Origin of the sequence: Pantoea alfalfae (assembly GCF_019880205.1) — a bacterium.
Classification (GTDB): Bacteria; Pseudomonadota; Gammaproteobacteria; order Enterobacterales; family Enterobacteriaceae; genus Pantoea; species Pantoea alfalfae.
Window position 1 is genome coordinate 1,699,027 of sequence record NZ_CP082292.1, and the last position, 15,826, is coordinate 1,714,852.

A 15,826-nucleotide genomic window follows, 5' to 3' on the forward strand; every position below is an offset into this window, starting at 1 on the left:
AAAGCCTGAACGTTTGTTCAGGCTCTTCTTCAGAATGTGGCGGTGAGAGGGGGATGGATTCGCTGCGCTCACCCTGCGGGCAGCGTCGCAGGCTCCGCTGTCCAGCAGGTTTCACCTGCTGTCGAACCCCGGCGAGGGTTCTCACCCCCTCTCGCAGTGCAATATGCAAAAAAAAAGCCTGAACATTTGTTCAGGCTCTTCTTCAGAATGTGGCGGTGAGAGGGGGATGGATTCGCTGCGCTCACTCTGCGGGCAGCGTCGCAGGCTCCGCTGTCCAGCAGGTTTCACCTGCTGTCGAACCCCGGCGGGGGTTCTCACCCCCTCTCGCTGTGCAATATGCAAAAAAAAGCCTGAACGTTTGTTCAGGCTCTTCTTCAGAATGTGGCGGTGAGAGGGGATGGATTCGCTGCGCTCACCCTGCGGGCAGCGTCGCAGGCTCCGCTGTCCAGCAGCTTTCACCTGCTGTCGAACCCCGGCGGGGGTTCTCACCCCCTCTCGCAGTGCAATAGGCAAAAAAAAAGCCTGAACGTTTGTTCAGGCTCTTCTTCAGAATGTGGCGGTGAGAGGGGGATGGATTCGCTGCGCTCACCCTGCGGGCAGCGTCGCAGGCTCCGCTGTCCAGCAGGTTTCACCTGCTGTCGAACCCCGGCGGGGGTTCTCACCCCCTCTCGCAGTGCAATATGCAAAAAAAAAGCCTGAACATTTGTTCAGGCTCTTCTTCAGAATGTGGCGGTGAGAGGGGGATGGATTCGCTGCGCTCACCCTGCGGGCAGCGTCGCAGGCTCCGCTGTCCAGCAGCTTTCACCTGCTGTCGAACCCCGGCGGGGCTTCTCACCCCCTCTCGTAGTGCAATAGGCAAAAAAAAAAGCCTGAACGTTTGTTCAGGCTCTTCTTCAGAATGTGGCGGTGAGAGGGGGATGGATTCGCTGCGCTCACCCTGCGGGCAGCGTCGCAGGCTCCGCTGTCCAGCAGGTTTCACCTGCTGTCGAACCCCGGCGGGGGTTCTCACCCCCTCTCGCAGTGCAATATGCAAAAAAAAAGCCTGAACATTTGTTCAGGCTCTTCTTCAGAATGTGGCGGTGAGAGGGGGATGGATTCGCTGCGCTCACCCTGCGGGCAGCGTCGCAGGCTCCGCTGTCCAGCAGGTTTCACCTGCTGTCGAACCCCGGCGGGGGTTCTCACCCTCTCGCAGTGCAATATGCAAAAAAAAAGCCTGAACATTTGTTCAGGCTCTTCTTCAGAATGTGGCGGTGAGAGGGGGATGGATTCGCTGCGCTCACCCTGCGGGCAGCGTCGCAGGCTCCGCTGTCCAGCAGGTTTCACCTGCTGTCGAACCCCGGCGGGGGTTCTCACCCCCTCTCGCAGTGCAATAGGCAAAAAAAAAGCCTGAACATTTGTTCAGGCTCTTCTTCAGAATGTGGCGGTGAGAGGGGGATTCGAACCCCCGATACGTTGCCGTATACACACTTTCCAGGCGTGCTCCTTCAGCCACTCGGACACCTCACCACATTTACTTCGCTGACCGCGCTGGGTCAACGGGGCGCTACTATAGGGAGTCGGCTGAAAAGGGTCAAGCACTATTTTTTTCTTTCGATCTATTCGCTTAAGCTCTGAACGAATCGATTTACTGCGGCTTAAAACCGGCCGTTTATGCGCAATATTCCACAGTAACAAAGAAGCAGACCGGGTCATTTTCAGGGCTGCGTTACGACTGAAATAACCCGGTGCGGCGTCCGGGCCTGTATCCCAGCCGGGCGCCGCACCGTCAGACGCTAAATCAGCTCTTCACCCGATTAGCGAAGCTCTTGCGCAGCTTCTGCAGTTTCGGTGGGATCACGGCCATGCAGTAGCCGTTGCGCTGGCCCGCGCCTTCCCAGTAATCCTGATGATAAGCCTCGGCGGGATACCACTCTTTCAGCGGCTCAATCGTGGTGACCACGGGCACATCATGGTCGGCCTGGGCGCGTTCAATGGCGGCACGCGCTTCTGCTTCCTGTTCTGCATTCGCCGGGAAAATGGCGGAGCGATACTGGGTGCCGATATCATTGCCCTGACGGTTAAGCTGGGTCGGATCATGCGTGACAAAGCTGATATCCAGCAGATCGCCGTAGGTTACCTGCTCCGGATCAAAGCCAATGCGGATCGCTTCTGCATGACCGGTTGCACCGCTGCAGACCTGCTCATAGGTCGGATTAGGACGGGCTCCGCCGGTATAGCCGCTTTCAACCGACTCTACGCCGATCACGTCCTTAAATACCGCTTCGGTACACCAGAAACAGCCGCCAGCGATAACTGCGTATTCGATTGCCATAATAATTTACTCCTGTCAGGTCGAAAGAGGTGAATGGGGGCGCAGCAGAGCGCTTTCAACTAGATGAGCATCTCCGGTTTAAAATCTCCGCTTTTATCCAGCATTTTGTCGCCCATCACGCTGAAGCGGCCTTCACCGGTATAGTGCAGGGTAGCGGGATATTCGGGCTCCCCGACGACATGCGCTTTGACGATCTCAAAAATAAACAGGTTGTAGCGGGCGACCATAGAATCGTCATAAAGCTGACATTCAAAGCTGGCAAAACATTCGGCAATCATTGGCGCAACCACTACCTGAGCCGGTTCCGGCGTCAGGCCAAACGCCTCAAACTTATCAATACTGTCACCGTGGCTGTTGCCGACAGCCACCACTTCATTAATCAGCGAGGCAGAAGGGATATTCAGCACGCACTGACCGCTGTTGCGGATCAGCTCGTGGCTGTGATTCATGCCGGCAATCATGCAGCCGACCAGTGACGGAGAGAACTCCAGCACCGTGTGCCAGCCGAGCGTCATAATGTCATGCTGATCCTGATACTGCGAACTGAGCAGCAATACCGGTCCGGGCTCAAGATATTTACGGGCTTTGCTGACCGGAAAAGCATATTTGTGCATGCGTTGGCTCATGGCGTAGCTCCTTTAACGGAATGGTGCCATTAAGTGTAGAGCACCCTGCGGGTGCGGCAGGAAGGTTAGCGGGCATAAAGGGGGCCATGGGAGAAACAGGACAGAGCAGACATTTTCACCGATCGTCTCGCGAGCTTAAGGTTTCCTTAATATGCAGGCGCGATACTGCCTGCTTTAACGGAGGAGAATACTATGAAAACTGCCCCTGCTACCCTGGCTGTCACTCCGACACGTCCGATGAGCGAATATACGGCTCTGCTGATTGCCGCAGCAACGGTTGTACTGTTCCTGTTTGCCTGGTTTACCGCTTAAAACTTAATGACGGCCCGGCAACCGCTCCGGTCGCGACGGTTCTCTAAGAAAAACTGAAAACGGTGTAACTGGACGATGCGGCTGACAATGCTCAGCCCGAGTCCGATACCGCCATAGCGACTGTCCATCCGGATAAACGCTTTACTCAGCTCACCACTTTTACTTTCATCAATTCCCGGTCCCTCATCTTCCACCACCATCATGGGCTGTGGCACAGACAGCAGCTGCACGCTGATAGTACTGTTATCCGGGCTGTAGCGATGGGCGTTCTCCACCAGGTTACGCAGCAGCATCTTCAGCAGGGTGGCATCACCACGCACAAACTGCGCCTGCGGCAGATCCAGAACCAGCGTCTGCTGATGCGCCTCCAGCATGATACTCAGCTCCGCTTCCATCGGCAGGATCACATCTTCGATCAGCCCGACGTTCTGATAGGTGCCTGAGGTAAATGACTGTCCGGCGCGCGCCAGATTCAGCAGCTGCGATACGCTGTGGGTCATCTGATCCAGGCGTTGCACCAGCGGCTGAACTTTGACATCGCTGTTGCGTTCGATTAACTCCAGGTGGAGCCGTAATCCCGCCAGCGGCGTGCGCAACTCATGCGCCACGTCGGCGGTAAACAATCTTTCGCGCTCCAGACTGCTGTTGAGGCGGGCGACCAGCTGGTTTATCGCCTGAGTTACCGCATCGATCTCATGAACCTGACTGTGACAGGTGACGGGATCGAGATTCTCTTCGCTGCGGCTTTCCAGTTCCCGCTGCAGCTGATACAGCGGTCGGGTGACCCATTTCACCGCCTGATAGCAAAGCAGCAGCGTCAGCGTAATCATCACCAGACTCGGCACCGCCAGGCTGGCCACTGCTTCGTGGATTTCACGCTTCACGTGGCTGTCCATGTTGCGCTTCTGCAACTGCGCTTCCACCAGAAACTGAATCTGCTCTTTACTCTCATGCCACAGCCAGACCACGCTGATCACCTGGAATACCAGCAGGATCAGACCAATAGTCAGGATCAGGCGAAAGCGCATACTGCGGTGATCGAAACGTTTTATCATGTGGCCTCGCGAACGCCATCCTGCGTCACCAGCGCATAACCAAATCCGCGCACGGTACGAATGGCGCTTTTGCCAATTTTGTCGCGCAGATTATGGATATGCACTTCCAGCGTATTAGTAGAAGGCTCGGTCTCCCAGTTATAGATGTCCTGGTAGAGAATTTCACGGTGAACCGGATTGCCGGCCTTCAGCATCAGTCGTGACAGAATCGCAAACTCTTTGGGCGTCAGATCCAGCAGCATATCGCCGAGGGTGATCTGACGATGGGTCATATCCAGCGCCAGCGAGCCGACTCTCACCTGGCTGTCGCCCTGATTGACGTGACGGCGAATCAGGGCGCGGATGCGCGCCAGCAGCTCATCCAGCGAAAACGGTTTAATCAGATAGTCATCAGCACCCGCGTCGAGCCCGGCAATGCGCTCGCTGATGGTGTCGCGCGCGGTCAGGATCAGCACCGGTGTCATCTTCTTCTGCCGCCGCAGGCGTATCAAGAAGTGCAATCCATCTTCATCCGGCAAGCCCAGGTCCAGCACCACCAGACTATAGAGACCGCTGGCGAAATGCGCTTCTGCATCGCGTACCCGTTTCACGCCATCGCAGACATAGCCTTCGCCCTCCAGCGCCAGCATAAGGCCCTGCAGCAGCAGAGCATCATCTTCAACAATCAGTATCTTCATTAAGGTTGGCTCCGACACGGCGTCAAAATATCATCCGCAGGCACATATTCGTGGGTCGCGGTGCCGGTTAATCCCAGCATGGTTGAAAAGAGATTATCCTGTGAAAAATCATCTGTCGCCGCCCGTTTGTTCAGACAGCCGCGATTAACCGCATAACGTTTCTGATAATCATCAGAGAGCCAGATCAGCATCGGCACATGTTTCTGCGTATCCGGGGCAATAGCATAGGGCAGACCATGCAGGTAAGCCCCATTTTCACCCAGCGATTCACCATGATCAGAAAGATAGACCAGGCTGGTGGTGAAGCGATCCTGATGCGCGCGCAGGACATTGATGGCCTTATCGACAATATGATCCACATTGACCAGCGTGTTGTCATAGGTGTTGATCAGCTGTTGTTGCGAACAGTCCTGAATCTGATTAGTGTCACAGGTCGGTTCAAACTGACGGAACTGTGGGGGATAGCGATGGCTGTAGGTCGGGCCATGACTGCCAATGGTGTGCAGGACAATGACCCCGTTACCTTTCAGCTGGCTGATGTAGTCGTCCAGACCGTGGAACAGCACCTCGTCATAACATTCACCATTAATACACATGCCGGGCAGGTTCAGGCTGGTCATGTCCTGATGCGGCACCCGGTCACAGGCACCTTTGCAGCCACCATCATTTTCATTCCATAACACGCTGATGCCGGCGCGCTGAATAATATCCAGCAGTCCCTCCTGATGGGCAGCCAGCACATCATCATAATGCGCGCGCGGCATGTTGGAGAACATACAGGGCACAGAAACCGCCGTCGCCGTGCCGCACGAGGTCGTGTGCGGGAAGTAGATCACATCGTCTTTCGCCAGTAGAGGATTGGTCAGACGACGGTAACCGCCCAGCGAGAAGTTTTGCGCGCGCGACGTCTCTCCCAGCACCAGAATGGTCAGATTCGGCTTACCGCTGCTGCGGCTGGGCTGCAGATGGGCATCTTCACCAATGCGTACCAGCGGCACATTCTGCAACTGCTCATGCTTATACCAGGAGAGCGTTGCCGCAATGCTGTTAGAAGGGCTGAGCGCTTTAACCAGCTCGCGGTTATTGCGAAACAGCGAAGCGTAATCTTTATAGAAGAGCAGGGCAACCAGCACGATCAGCGCGGCGGAAAGCAGCACGCTGAGCAGTCGCGCCAGCACGCCACGCCACTGCTGCCGTTTTATGCGCGGCCAGAAAACCAGTAACGCCATCAGCACGCCCGAGGTGAGCAGGGTGAAGAGCAGCTGCGGCGTAATCAGCGCAAAGGATTCGGAAGCTGTGGTATCCATCATGTTGGTGATCATTGAGCGATCGACCACGATGTTATAAGTCTGAATAAAAAACTGTGCCGACGCAGAGAGCAGAATAAACAGTGCGGCCAGCAGCCGATCCAGCCAGACAAATGAGGCCAGCGTAATCACGATGTTAATCACGCTAAAGGCAACGAATGGCATTGATAAAAACACCAGCGTGGTATGCAGGTTGTTCAGCGGCATTACCGCCAGCACCTGACGGTAATAAGCAATATTAAGTAAAACCGCGATATAAACCGCAGCCAGGATCAGCAAGCTTAGGCGGCTAATTAGCGGCCTCTTCAGGGTAAACACCATGTGAGCAGGAACCAGAGTAATAAAAGTGTCACGAGATTGCGCTTTCTATATTAGGAATACCTTAAGAAACTTAAGCTTTGAAGAATGTCATTTGTTCCGGGTGAGTAACCAGCATCACTCCAGCCTGATGCGGACCGATACCGCTACGATTATTAAAAAAGGAACAGATGTGAATGGCGCTTTTCTGCTGACTTAACCGCAGCGGCTGGCATGAAAAGTGCATATTTCTGGCATAACCCCTGTTAATGACTACACTTATTGTGAAGATGTTCTCAGTTAGCCAGTATTGTCAGCAATGCGCTTGCAAGTTTGAGGAGAGTGACCTATCCAATCACCGCGTTTTACCCCTCAATCACCGCTTTATCAGAATTTCCCGCTTGCTGACCTGACTGCGTCAGGACATTCTTGTTTTAACTCAATGTTTTGTTAAATTTGATTTTCAGGAGAAGTAACGTGACCCAAGCGGCAGACACCCATGCCAGGTACCCGACATTAAGCAGCGGGCAGTACGCCTTCTTTTTTGATGTCGACGGCACGCTGGCAGCGATACAGTCCCGTCCCGAAGCGGTATTTATTCCTGAGCAGGTCATCGCACAACTTCAACAGCTCTCTGCGCTTTCTCAGGGCGCACTGGCGCTGGTCTCCGGCAGACCCATCGAACAACTGGATGCGCTGGCTGCGCCGTGGCACGGCCCGGCGGCGGGCGTGCATGGTGCTGAGCGTCGTGATGCAGAGGGTAATGTGCAGCGCATCAGCCTGCCTGTTGAGGTTGAACAAAATCTCAGGAAGGAATTGCAGGATGCGATGGCTTGCTGGCCTGGCACTCAGCTTGAGGTGAAAGGCATGGCCTTTGCACTTCATTACCGCCAGGCGATGCAGCATGAGCAGGATGTGTTGCGACTGGCTGAACAGTCAGTGAAGCGTTTCCCGGGACTGGCGCTTCAGCCAGGGAAATGTGTCGTTGAGATTAAACCTGCAGGCATCGATAAAGGCGCGGCAATCAGCGACTTTATGCAGCAGCCCCCTTTTGCCGGGCGTACGCCAGTCTTTATTGGCGACGATCTGACGGATGAGAAGGGCTTTCTGGCCGTTAATGAACGACAGGGCGTCTCAGTTAAAGTCGGCGAAGGGGCAAGCCAGGCCAATTATCGACTCAACGATGTCGATGACGTTTACGGCTGGCTGGAAAAAACATTATTACTATTAGATCAAGACAACGTCGGTAAGGAGTTTAGGTTATGAGTCGTTTAGTGGTTGTATCTAACCGTGTCGCCATGCCAGATGGGTCTAAAACCAGCGCTGGTGGCCTGGCCGTCGGCATTCTCGATGCATTGAAAAGCACCGGTGGAATGTGGTTTGGCTGGAACGGTGAAATCAGCGAGTTCACAGGCGAAGACGTTGAAGACGTTAAGGTTCAGGAGCATGAGGGTATCGAGTATGCCTCGTTCCCGCTGAGTCAGAACGATTACGATCTCTATTATTGCCAGTTCTCTAATACAGTTATCTGGCCCGCCTTCCATTACCGCCTCGACCTGGTACAGTTCCAGCGTGAAGCGTGGGAAGGGTATTGCGACGTCAATGATTCGGTGGCGCAGCGTTTAAAACCACTGATCAAGCCTGATGATATTGTCTGGATCCACGATTATCACTTTTTACCTTTTGCCGCCGCACTGCGTCGGGCCGGTATTAATAACCGCATCGGTTTCTTCCTGCATATTCCATTCCCGACGCCTGAAATCTTCAACGCATTGCCTCCGCACAAAGAGCTGCTGGAAATGCTGTGTGAATATGACCTGCTGGGCTTCCAGACTGAATCCGATCGGGTGGCGTTCCTGGACAGCGTCAGTCAGCTTACGCAGCTACAGAATAAAGGCGACAAAAAGCATCGCGCGTTTGGCAACACCTTTATGACTGAGGTTTATCCCATCGGGATTGAGCCAGACAGTATTAAAGAGATGGCAGAAGGGCCGCTACCGCCAAAAATGGCGGCTATGAAGAAAGAGCTGGGCGATGCACGCAACATTATTGCCTGTGAACGTCTCGACTATTCCAAAGGTCTGCCTGAGCGTTTTCTTGCTTATGAAGCGCTGCTGGAGAACTTCCCGGAGCATCGCGGTAAGATCCGCTATTCGCAGATCGCACCCACCTCACGTGGCGATGTGCAGGCCTATCAGGACATCCGTCATCAGCTGGAGACTGAAGCAGGGCGCATCAACGGTAAGTACGGTACGCTGGGCTGGACCCCGCTCTACTATCTCAACCAGCATTTCGACCGTCGTCTGCTGATGAAGATCTTCCGGCTGACCGATGTGGGGCTGGTGACGCCGCTGCGTGACGGCATGAACCTGGTCGCGAAAGAGTATGTCGCAGCGCAAGACCCGGACGATCCGGGTGTACTGGTGTTGTCGCGCTTTGCCGGCGCCGCCAACGAACTGACCTCAGCGCTGATAGTGAACCCGTATGACCGCGATGAAGTGGCCGCTGCGCTGGATAAGGCGATTACCATGCCGCGTACCGAAAGGATTTCACGCTACAACGATATGATGGCGGTACTGCGCAAAAACGACATTACCGCCTGGCGTGAGAGCTTCCTGAAGGACCTTGAGCGCATTGACCCACGCAGTGTTGACCACAGTACCGTTAATAAGGTGGCGACCTTCCCGAAACTCGCCTGACCTGAGCCTTTAGGGCAATAATGGAAGCAGCGATACTATGACGGTATCGCTGCTTTTTTTTAAGCCCAGCTCACAGAAAACTCGCCCGCTATCTGTTAACGACTCTGCGTTGCGATTTTGTGCCGATGACCTCAGTAGCGGCTGAGTGTGGCCGGATCTATGCAATGACCCCCGAAAACCCTGTCATACCACTGCCTGCCGCTTTCTTTAGCTACTTTGCTAAAGTTCTTCTTCAGACTGCCGATAGTGATAGTGCCAACGCATAACCTGCCGTTAATTCATTCGTCTTTCTTATGTAACCCCTTGTTACATTGGGTTTCGGAGCCTGAACGTCCCGCTGTCGCTGTTAACACCAGGTTGCCAGAATCCCCCCTTACTGCCGTAGAAACCTTAACGATTTCATTACTCACACCCTGCGACACTCCCCTTAAGTAACTAATTTAACAGCAAATAACGCCCCACCTTACCAGCATAATATCCTGATAACCTTCGTTTAGGTGGTTCTAAATAGGGTGTTAAAACGATTAACACCCGATAATCATTCCGGACTGCGCAAAGCGACGAATAGCGATGCTTTTACCCCCTATTAAACCTTTCTCAGGACGAATTGGACTTAAAAACACACTTTTTTGTTCAAAAAACGACCAGTCAGTAAGCAATCGTAAAGGATTGCTGAAGAAATTTGCGTTAAAAGTGTGATCTGCGTCACACTTTATCTAAAATTTCATCCGGCTGTCGTTGTATGTCGAAATCAGACGATATAGATTTGCGTTGTTTTCGGAATAGTCCTAAAAAATGTAAGAAGACGTCACGGAAGATGTCCGGAACTTGAAAATAGAATGGCATGGATTTTCGACCTTCAGTGGGTCTGAAACCCGCGAAAATAGAAGGCGAAAAACAGTGACATTAAAATTATGTGAAGTTTTTTTTGCCATCTTTTGATTTAACAAACAGCAGCTCGAACCGCAGATTTTAATCTGCGATACAGTTACGTCGCATCTCTCAGGATGGAAAAATAATGGGCAACTCTGAAGTACTGAAACATATTTATGATCTCAACTTGTCTTATTTACTGCTCGCGCAGCGTTTAATTAACCAGGATAAAGCTTCTGCAATGTTTCGCCTCGGCATTGACGAGAAGATGGCGAACGCATTATCTGAATTAACATTGCCTGAGATGGTGAAAATGGCGGAAACCAATCAGCTGGTTTGCCACTTCCGTTTTACCGATAGCAGCACTATTAATCGCCTGACGCAGGAATCACGCGTGGATGATTTACAACAAATCCACACCGGCATTTTATTATCGAGCCGTTTACTGCGTAATGCGTCTAAAGATGAAGCGCCTGCTAAAAAGAGAGCAATGTCATGAGTGAGAAAAGTATCGTTCAGGAAGCACGTGATATTCAGCTCGCTATGGAGCTCATCACTTTAGGTGCGCGCTTACAGATGTTAGAGAGTGAAACTCAGCTGAGCCGTGGTCGTCTGATCAAGCTCTATAAAGAATTACGTGGCAGTCCGCCGCCAAAAGGCATGCTGCCGTTCTCCACGGACTGGTTTATGACATGGGAGCAGAACATTCATGCTTCTATGTTCTGTAACGCCTGGAAATTTTTACTGAAAACTGGCCTGTGCAGCGGTGTAGATGCCGTAATCAAAGCCTACCGCCTGTATCTTGAACAGTGTCCTCAATCGGACGAGGGCCCGCTGTTGGCGCTGACTCGTGCCTGGACCCTGGTCCGATTCGTTGATAGCGGTATGCTGGAGCTGGCGGATTGCAAATGCTGCAACGGCAGCTTTATTAATCATGCGCATCAGCCGGTTGGGAGCTTTACCTGCAGCCTGTGCCAGCCGCCATCACGTGCCGTAAAAAGACGTAAACTTTCTGCAGAACCTGCCGATATGTTTCCACAACTGCTGGATGAACAGGTTAAACACGCCGTTTAAGTTTGTTCGCATTGTGGAAGCCATCCAGCAGCGGTTAATACCGCTGCTTTTTTTTTGCTTGCGGTTCAGGAATAACACCTGCTGCTCTCTGGCTAAATTTCCACCAACACGTTACGGACGTAAGGATTTTTTTGTGCTGATAATTATAGGTTACCTGATTGTTTTAGGCTCCGTGTTGGGCGGATATGCGCTGGTAGGTGGCCATCTGGGCGCGCTTTATCAGCCAGCCGAATTATTAATGATCGGCGGTGCCGGTGCCGGTGCTTTTTTAGTCGGTAACAATGGCAAGTCGATTAAAAAAACGCTGAAGGCGCTGCCAAAGTTATTTCGCGGCTCCAAATACAACAAAGCCGTTTACATGGATTTGATGGCGCTGCTTTATCGCCTGATGGCGAAGTCGCGTCAGCAGGGGATGTTATCGCTGGAACGCGATATTGAAGATCCCAGTCAGAGTGAAATTTTTGCTAATTATCCCCGCATCCTTGCCGATAAACAGTTAGTAGATTTTATTACTGACTATTTGCGCCTGATGGTCAGCGGCAACATGAACGCCTTTGAAATCGAAGCGTTGATGGATGAAGAGATTGAGACTTACGAACACGAGTGTGACGTACCAGCGCAAAGTATTTCTGCAGTAGGCGATGGTCTTCCGGCATTCGGTATCGTCGCCGCGGTAATGGGCGTGGTCCATGCGCTGGCTTCAGCCGACCGTCCGGCTGCTGAACTCGGTGCGCTGGTGGCCCATGCGATGGTGGGAACCTTCCTTGGCATTTTACTGGCCTACGGATTCGTTTCTCCACTGGCGTCAGTACTGCGTCAGAAATGTGCAGAAACCACCAAGATGATGCAGTGCATCAAGGTGACATTGCTGTCGAGCCTGAACGGATATGCGCCGCAGATTGCAGTGGAGTTTGGTCGTAAGACGCTCTACTCCGCCGAGCGCCCATCGTTCAGCGAACTGGAAGAGCATGTACGTAACGCTAAGAACCCGGCTAAACAGACTTCAGACGAGGCTTCATGAAACACGGCAATCGCCCAATTGTGCTGATCAAAAAGCGCAAACATAAAGGCCATGAAGGCAGCCACGGATCGTGGAAGATTGCCTACGCCGACTTTATGACGGCGATGATGGCCTTTTTTATGGTGATGTGGCTGCTGTCGATCGCCAACCCGCAGGAGCTGGTGCAGATTGCGGACTACTTCAAAACGCCGCTTAAAGTCGCAATTACCGGCGGCGCGCGCAGCAGCGACAGCGATAGCCCGATCCCTGGCGGCGGTGACGATCCGACCAAAAAGATTGGCGAAGTGAACAAAGTCGTCGATATGGACGCCCAGAAACGCAAGCTGGATGAGATTCGCCTTAACCGGCTGCGTGAAAAGCTCGACCAGATGATTGAAGCGGATCCGCGTCTGAAAGCGCTGCGGCCGCATCTGATCATCAACATGGTGGAAGAGGGGCTGCGTATTCAGATTATCGATAGCCAGAATCGCCCGATGTTTAAGACCGGTCGGGCGGAGGTGGAGCCTTATATGCGCGATATTCTGCGTGCCATCGCGCCGATCCTTAACGATATTCCGAACCGCATCAGCCTGGCCGGACATACCGATGATTTTCAGTATGCCAGCGGTGACAAGGGCTACAGCAACTGGGAACTCTCTACCGACCGCGCTAACGCTTCACGCCGGGAACTGGTGATGGGCGGCCTGGATAGCGGCAAAGTTTTACGGGTGTTAGGTATGGCCGACACCATGCGCCTGAAAAATCGTGGCGGTAACGACGCAGTTAATCGCCGCATCAGCCTGCTGGTGTTGAACCACGACACCGAAGCAGCAATAGAAAAAGAGAACGCAGAAAGTGATGCCGTCCAGATCAGCGATCCGGCGGCCATTGAACAGATTACCGCACCTGCAACACCAGGCAGCGCGGTGAATACAGCAGCCCCCTCACAGCCGAGGTGATTCCCGTGAGTATGGACATCAGCGATTTTTACCAGACGTTTTTTGATGAAGCCGATGAGCTGTTAGCGGATATGGAACAACACCTGTTGGGCCTGGACCCGCAGGAGCCAGATTCGGAACAGCTTAACGCCATCTTCCGTGCCGCTCACTCCATTAAGGGTGGGGCCGGAACCTTTGGTTTTACGGTATTACAGGAAACGACTCATATCCTGGAAAACATTCTGGATGGTGCTCGTCGCGGCGAGATGCAGCTCAGCACCGACATCATCAACCTGTTTTTGGAAACCAAAGATATTATGCAGGAACAGCTCGATGCTTATAAAACCGCGCAGGAGCCTAACGCGGAGAGCTTCAAATATATCTGTGAAGCGCTGCGCCAGCTGGCGCTCGAGGCCAAAGGTCTGCCGGTTGATGTTCCGGCTACGGTAACCACTGCCAGCGCAGAACCCGCCAGCACCAGCGGCCTGCGGGTACAGCTGATCGACCTCAAAGAGAAAGAAGTCGACCTGATGCTGGAAGAGATGAGCAATCTCGGCACCCTGACCAATGTGCAGAAGGGCAGCACCACGCTGGACGTCTGCATTGATGGCGTCGGTAAAGATGACATCGTGGCGGTGCTTTGCTTCGTCATCGACGAAGCGCAGATCCGTTTCCCGGAGGCTGACGAAGCCGTTGCCGCGCCGGTTGCTGCTGTTGTAGCCTCCGCACCCGAGGCAGAAGAGGTTCACACCGCCAGCGTTACCGAACTGCCCGTGGCAGCGGTGAAGCGTGAAAGTAAGCGCGTCGCGGCACCGGCCAAGTCGAGCGAATCGACCAGCATCCGTGTTGCGGTAGAGAAGGTCGATCAGCTGATCAACCTGGTGGGTGAACTGGTCATTACCCAGTCAATGCTTGCCCAGCGTTCCGGTGAACTCGACCCGGTGGCGCACGGCGACCTGCTAAACAGCATGGGGCAGCTGGAACGTAACGCCCGCGACCTGCAGGAATCGGTGATGTCGATTCGTATGATGCCAATGGAATATGTCTTCAGCCGCTTCCCGCGTCTGGTGCGTGACCTGGCGAGCAAACTCGGCAAAGAGGTCGAACTGACCCTGCTGGGCAGCTCCACCGAACTCGATAAGAGCCTGATTGAGCGTATCATCGATCCATTAACGCACCTGGTGCGTAACAGTCTTGACCACGGTATCGAAACCCCCGAGAAACGTCTGGTGGCCGGTAAAGTGGCCACGGGTAACCTGACGCTTTCCGCGGAACACCAGGGCGGCAACATCTGTATCGAAGTGTCAGATGATGGTGCCGGCCTGAACCGTGAACGTATTCTGGCTAAAGCCCTGTCATCGGGCCTGCCGGTTCACGAGAACATGAGCGACGAAGAGGTCGGCATGCTGATCTTCGCACCGGGCTTCTCTACGGCGGAGCAGGTGACGGATGTTTCAGGACGCGGCGTCGGAATGGACGTGGTGAAACGAAATATTCAGGAGATGGGCGGTCACGTTGAAATCGCCTCGAAGCAGGGCAAAGGCACCACTATTCGTATCCTGCTGCCACTGACGCTGGCCATCCTTGATGGCATGTCTGTTCGCGTGGCTGATGAAGTCTTTATTCTGCCGCTGAATGCGGTGATGGAATCACTGCAACCGCGTGCCGAAGAGCTGAAACCGCTGGCGGGAGGCGAGTGCGTGCTGGAAGTGCGTGGTGAATATCTGCCACTGGTCGAGTTGTGGAACGTCTTTGATGTACAGGGTGCCAAAACCGAGGCCACGCAGGGCATCGTGGTGATCCTGCAGAGCGCGGGCAAACGTTACGCGCTGCTGGTCGATCAGCTGATTGGTCAGCATCAGGTGGTGGTGAAGAACCTGGAAAGTAACTATCGCAAAGTGCCGGGCATCTCCGCCGCGACCATTCTTGGCGATGGTAGCGTAGCGCTGATTGTTGATGTATCAGCACTGCAGTCACTTAACCGCGAAAAACGTGTGGCCGGCGCTGCCGCCTGACAGATAACGAAAGGGTAAATAACATGAATGGAATGGCAACCGTGACAAAAATTGCTGGCGAAACTGTGGGTCAGGAGTTTCTGGTCTTCACGCTGGGCGACGAAGAGTACGGCATCGATATCCTCAAAGTTCAGGAAATTCGCGGTTACGATCAGGTAACGCGTATTGCGAATACCCCTGAATTCATCCGCGGCGTCACGAACCTGCGCGGCGTAATCGTGCCGATTATCGATCTGCGCGTAAAGTTTGCGCAGCCTGACGTTGAGTACAATGACAACACCGTGGTCATCGTGCTGAATCTGGAAAATCGCGTGGTCGGTATCGTGGTCGATGGCGTTTCTGACGTGCTGTCACTGACCCAGGATCAGATCCGTCCTTCACCAGAGTTCGCGGTAACCATGTCTACCGAGTACCTGACTGGTCTGGGTGCGCTGGGCGAGCGCATGCTGATTCTGGTCGACATTGAGAAGCTGCTGAGCAGCGACGAGATGGCGCTGGTGGATAACCTGCGTACCGCGTAATTGCATCATCACGGGCTGGCTTCGGCTGGTCCGTGATAGTTACAATATGTAATGGTTTCGTTTGAATTCATATATTTAAAACCGCACTTCCCCCTAATTTCCTGCTGTCACCTGCCGATAA

13 protein-coding genes, 1 tRNA gene and 3 other RNA genes are annotated in these 15,826 nt (G+C 53.5%); 8 read left to right on the forward strand and 9 right to left on the reverse strand.

Features of this window, described 5'->3' with window-relative positions; all coding sequences use genetic code 11:
• Positions 1-37 precede the first annotated feature (37 nt).
• The 9 genes from K6R05_RS07890 to eptA all read right to left on the reverse strand — a co-directional run bounded on the left by K6R05_RS07890 (position 38) and on the right by eptA (position 6,609).
• Positions 38-165, reverse strand: a non-coding RNA gene (locus K6R05_RS07890) — RtT sRNA.
• A gap of 389 nt (positions 166-554) precedes the next feature.
• A non-coding RNA gene (locus tag K6R05_RS22460) (RtT sRNA) lies at positions 555-682 on the reverse strand.
• A 219-nt stretch (positions 683-901) separates the two neighbouring features.
• Positions 902-1,029, reverse strand: a non-coding RNA gene (locus tag K6R05_RS22465) — RtT sRNA.
• Between the two features lie 389 nt (positions 1,030-1,418).
• Positions 1,419-1,506 (reverse strand) — tRNA-Ser (locus K6R05_RS07895).
• A 271-nt stretch (positions 1,507-1,777) separates the two neighbouring features.
• Complete coding sequence (gene msrA / locus K6R05_RS07900) at positions 1,778-2,311, reverse strand: peptide-methionine (S)-S-oxide reductase MsrA (RefSeq protein ID WP_013358241.1); 534 nt, start codon at positions 2,309-2,311, stop codon at positions 1,778-1,780.
• A 59-nt stretch (positions 2,312-2,370) separates the two neighbouring features.
• Positions 2,371-2,937, reverse strand: a complete 567-nt coding sequence (locus tag K6R05_RS07905; RefSeq protein ID WP_202604897.1) for a flavin reductase family protein — start codon at positions 2,935-2,937, stop codon at positions 2,371-2,373.
• Between the two features lie 308 nt (positions 2,938-3,245).
• Positions 3,246-4,304 carry a two-component system sensor histidine kinase PmrB gene (pmrB, locus tag K6R05_RS07910; protein WP_161733181.1) on the reverse strand — a complete coding sequence of 353 codons (1,059 nt, stop codon included), beginning with the start codon at positions 4,302-4,304 and terminating at the stop codon, positions 3,246-3,248.
• Positions 4,301-4,981, reverse strand: coding sequence for a two-component system response regulator PmrA (gene pmrA / locus K6R05_RS07915; RefSeq protein WP_161733179.1), 681 nt, complete (start codon positions 4,979-4,981; stop codon positions 4,301-4,303). Before pmrA ends, pmrB begins: the two co-directional genes overlap by 4 nt.
• On the reverse strand, positions 4,981-6,609 hold the full coding sequence (gene eptA / locus K6R05_RS07920) for a phosphoethanolamine transferase EptA (RefSeq protein WP_222925361.1): 1,629 nt from the start codon (positions 6,607-6,609) through the stop codon (positions 4,981-4,983). The genes pmrA and eptA overlap by 1 nt, the downstream gene beginning before the upstream one ends.
• A 453-nt stretch (positions 6,610-7,062) precedes the next feature.
• Here eptA and otsB point away from each other — a divergent pair, with 453 nt between their 5' ends.
• From otsB to cheW, 8 genes are all read left to right on the forward strand, one after another.
• Complete coding sequence (gene otsB / locus K6R05_RS07925; RefSeq protein ID WP_222925362.1) at positions 7,063-7,851, forward strand: trehalose-phosphatase; 789 nt, start codon at positions 7,063-7,065, stop codon at positions 7,849-7,851.
• Positions 7,848-9,284, forward strand: coding sequence for an alpha,alpha-trehalose-phosphate synthase (gene otsA / locus K6R05_RS07930; protein ID WP_222925363.1), 1,437 nt, complete (start codon positions 7,848-7,850; stop codon positions 9,282-9,284). Before otsB ends, otsA begins: the two co-directional genes overlap by 4 nt.
• Before the next feature lie 1,018 nt (positions 9,285-10,302).
• Positions 10,303-10,656 carry a flagellar transcriptional regulator FlhD gene (flhD, locus tag K6R05_RS07935; RefSeq protein WP_161733171.1) on the forward strand — a complete coding sequence of 118 codons (354 nt, stop codon included), beginning with the start codon at positions 10,303-10,305 and terminating at the stop codon, positions 10,654-10,656.
• The gene (flhC, locus tag K6R05_RS07940) at positions 10,653-11,231 is read left to right on the forward strand and encodes a flagellar transcriptional regulator FlhC (RefSeq protein WP_033732951.1); all 579 of its coding nucleotides are present in this window, start codon (positions 10,653-10,655) and stop codon (positions 11,229-11,231) included. Before flhD ends, flhC begins: the two co-directional genes overlap by 4 nt.
• 133 nt (positions 11,232-11,364) lie before the next feature.
• Positions 11,365-12,252, forward strand: coding sequence for a flagellar motor stator protein MotA (motA, locus tag K6R05_RS07945; RefSeq protein ID WP_161733169.1), 888 nt, complete (start codon positions 11,365-11,367; stop codon positions 12,250-12,252).
• On the forward strand, positions 12,249-13,190 hold the full coding sequence (gene motB, locus K6R05_RS07950; protein WP_161733167.1) for a flagellar motor protein MotB: 942 nt from the start codon (positions 12,249-12,251) through the stop codon (positions 13,188-13,190). The genes motA and motB overlap by 4 nt, the downstream gene beginning before the upstream one ends.
• 11 nt (positions 13,191-13,201) lie before the next feature.
• Positions 13,202-15,184, forward strand: coding sequence for a chemotaxis protein CheA (gene cheA / locus K6R05_RS07955; protein ID WP_222925474.1), 1,983 nt, complete (start codon positions 13,202-13,204; stop codon positions 15,182-15,184).
• Positions 15,185-15,207: 23 nt separating this feature from the next.
• Complete coding sequence (cheW, locus tag K6R05_RS07960) at positions 15,208-15,705, forward strand: chemotaxis protein CheW (RefSeq protein WP_150015287.1); 498 nt, start codon at positions 15,208-15,210, stop codon at positions 15,703-15,705.
• The last annotated feature ends 121 nt before the right edge of the window (positions 15,706-15,826 follow it).

Excerpts from the sequence above, each read along its gene's own strand:
- pmrA (WP_161733179.1), bottom strand. The coding sequence starts at position 4,981 with ATGAAGATACTGATTGTTGAAGATGATGCTCTGCTGCTGCAGGGCCTT.
- motB (WP_161733167.1), top strand. The coding sequence starts at position 12,249 with ATGAAACACGGCAATCGCCCAATTGTGCTGATCAAAAAGCGCAAACAT.
- flhC (WP_033732951.1), top strand. The coding sequence starts at position 10,653 with ATGAGTGAGAAAAGTATCGTTCAGGAAGCACGTGATATTCAGCTCGCT.
- cheA (WP_222925474.1), top strand. The coding sequence starts at position 13,202 with ATGGACATCAGCGATTTTTACCAGACGTTTTTTGATGAAGCCGATGAG.
- msrA (WP_013358241.1), bottom strand. The coding sequence starts at position 2,311 with ATGGCAATCGAATACGCAGTTATCGCTGGCGGCTGTTTCTGGTGTACC.
- flhD (WP_161733171.1), top strand. The coding sequence starts at position 10,303 with ATGGGCAACTCTGAAGTACTGAAACATATTTATGATCTCAACTTGTCT.
- otsA (WP_222925363.1), top strand. The coding sequence starts at position 7,848 with ATGAGTCGTTTAGTGGTTGTATCTAACCGTGTCGCCATGCCAGATGGG.
- cheW (WP_150015287.1), top strand. The coding sequence starts at position 15,208 with ATGAATGGAATGGCAACCGTGACAAAAATTGCTGGCGAAACTGTGGGT.
- pmrB (WP_161733181.1), bottom strand. The coding sequence starts at position 4,304 with ATGATAAAACGTTTCGATCACCGCAGTATGCGCTTTCGCCTGATCCTG.
- K6R05_RS07905 (WP_202604897.1), bottom strand. The coding sequence starts at position 2,937 with ATGAGCCAACGCATGCACAAATATGCTTTTCCGGTCAGCAAAGCCCGT.
- eptA (WP_222925361.1), bottom strand. The coding sequence starts at position 6,609 with ATGGTGTTTACCCTGAAGAGGCCGCTAATTAGCCGCCTAAGCTTGCTG.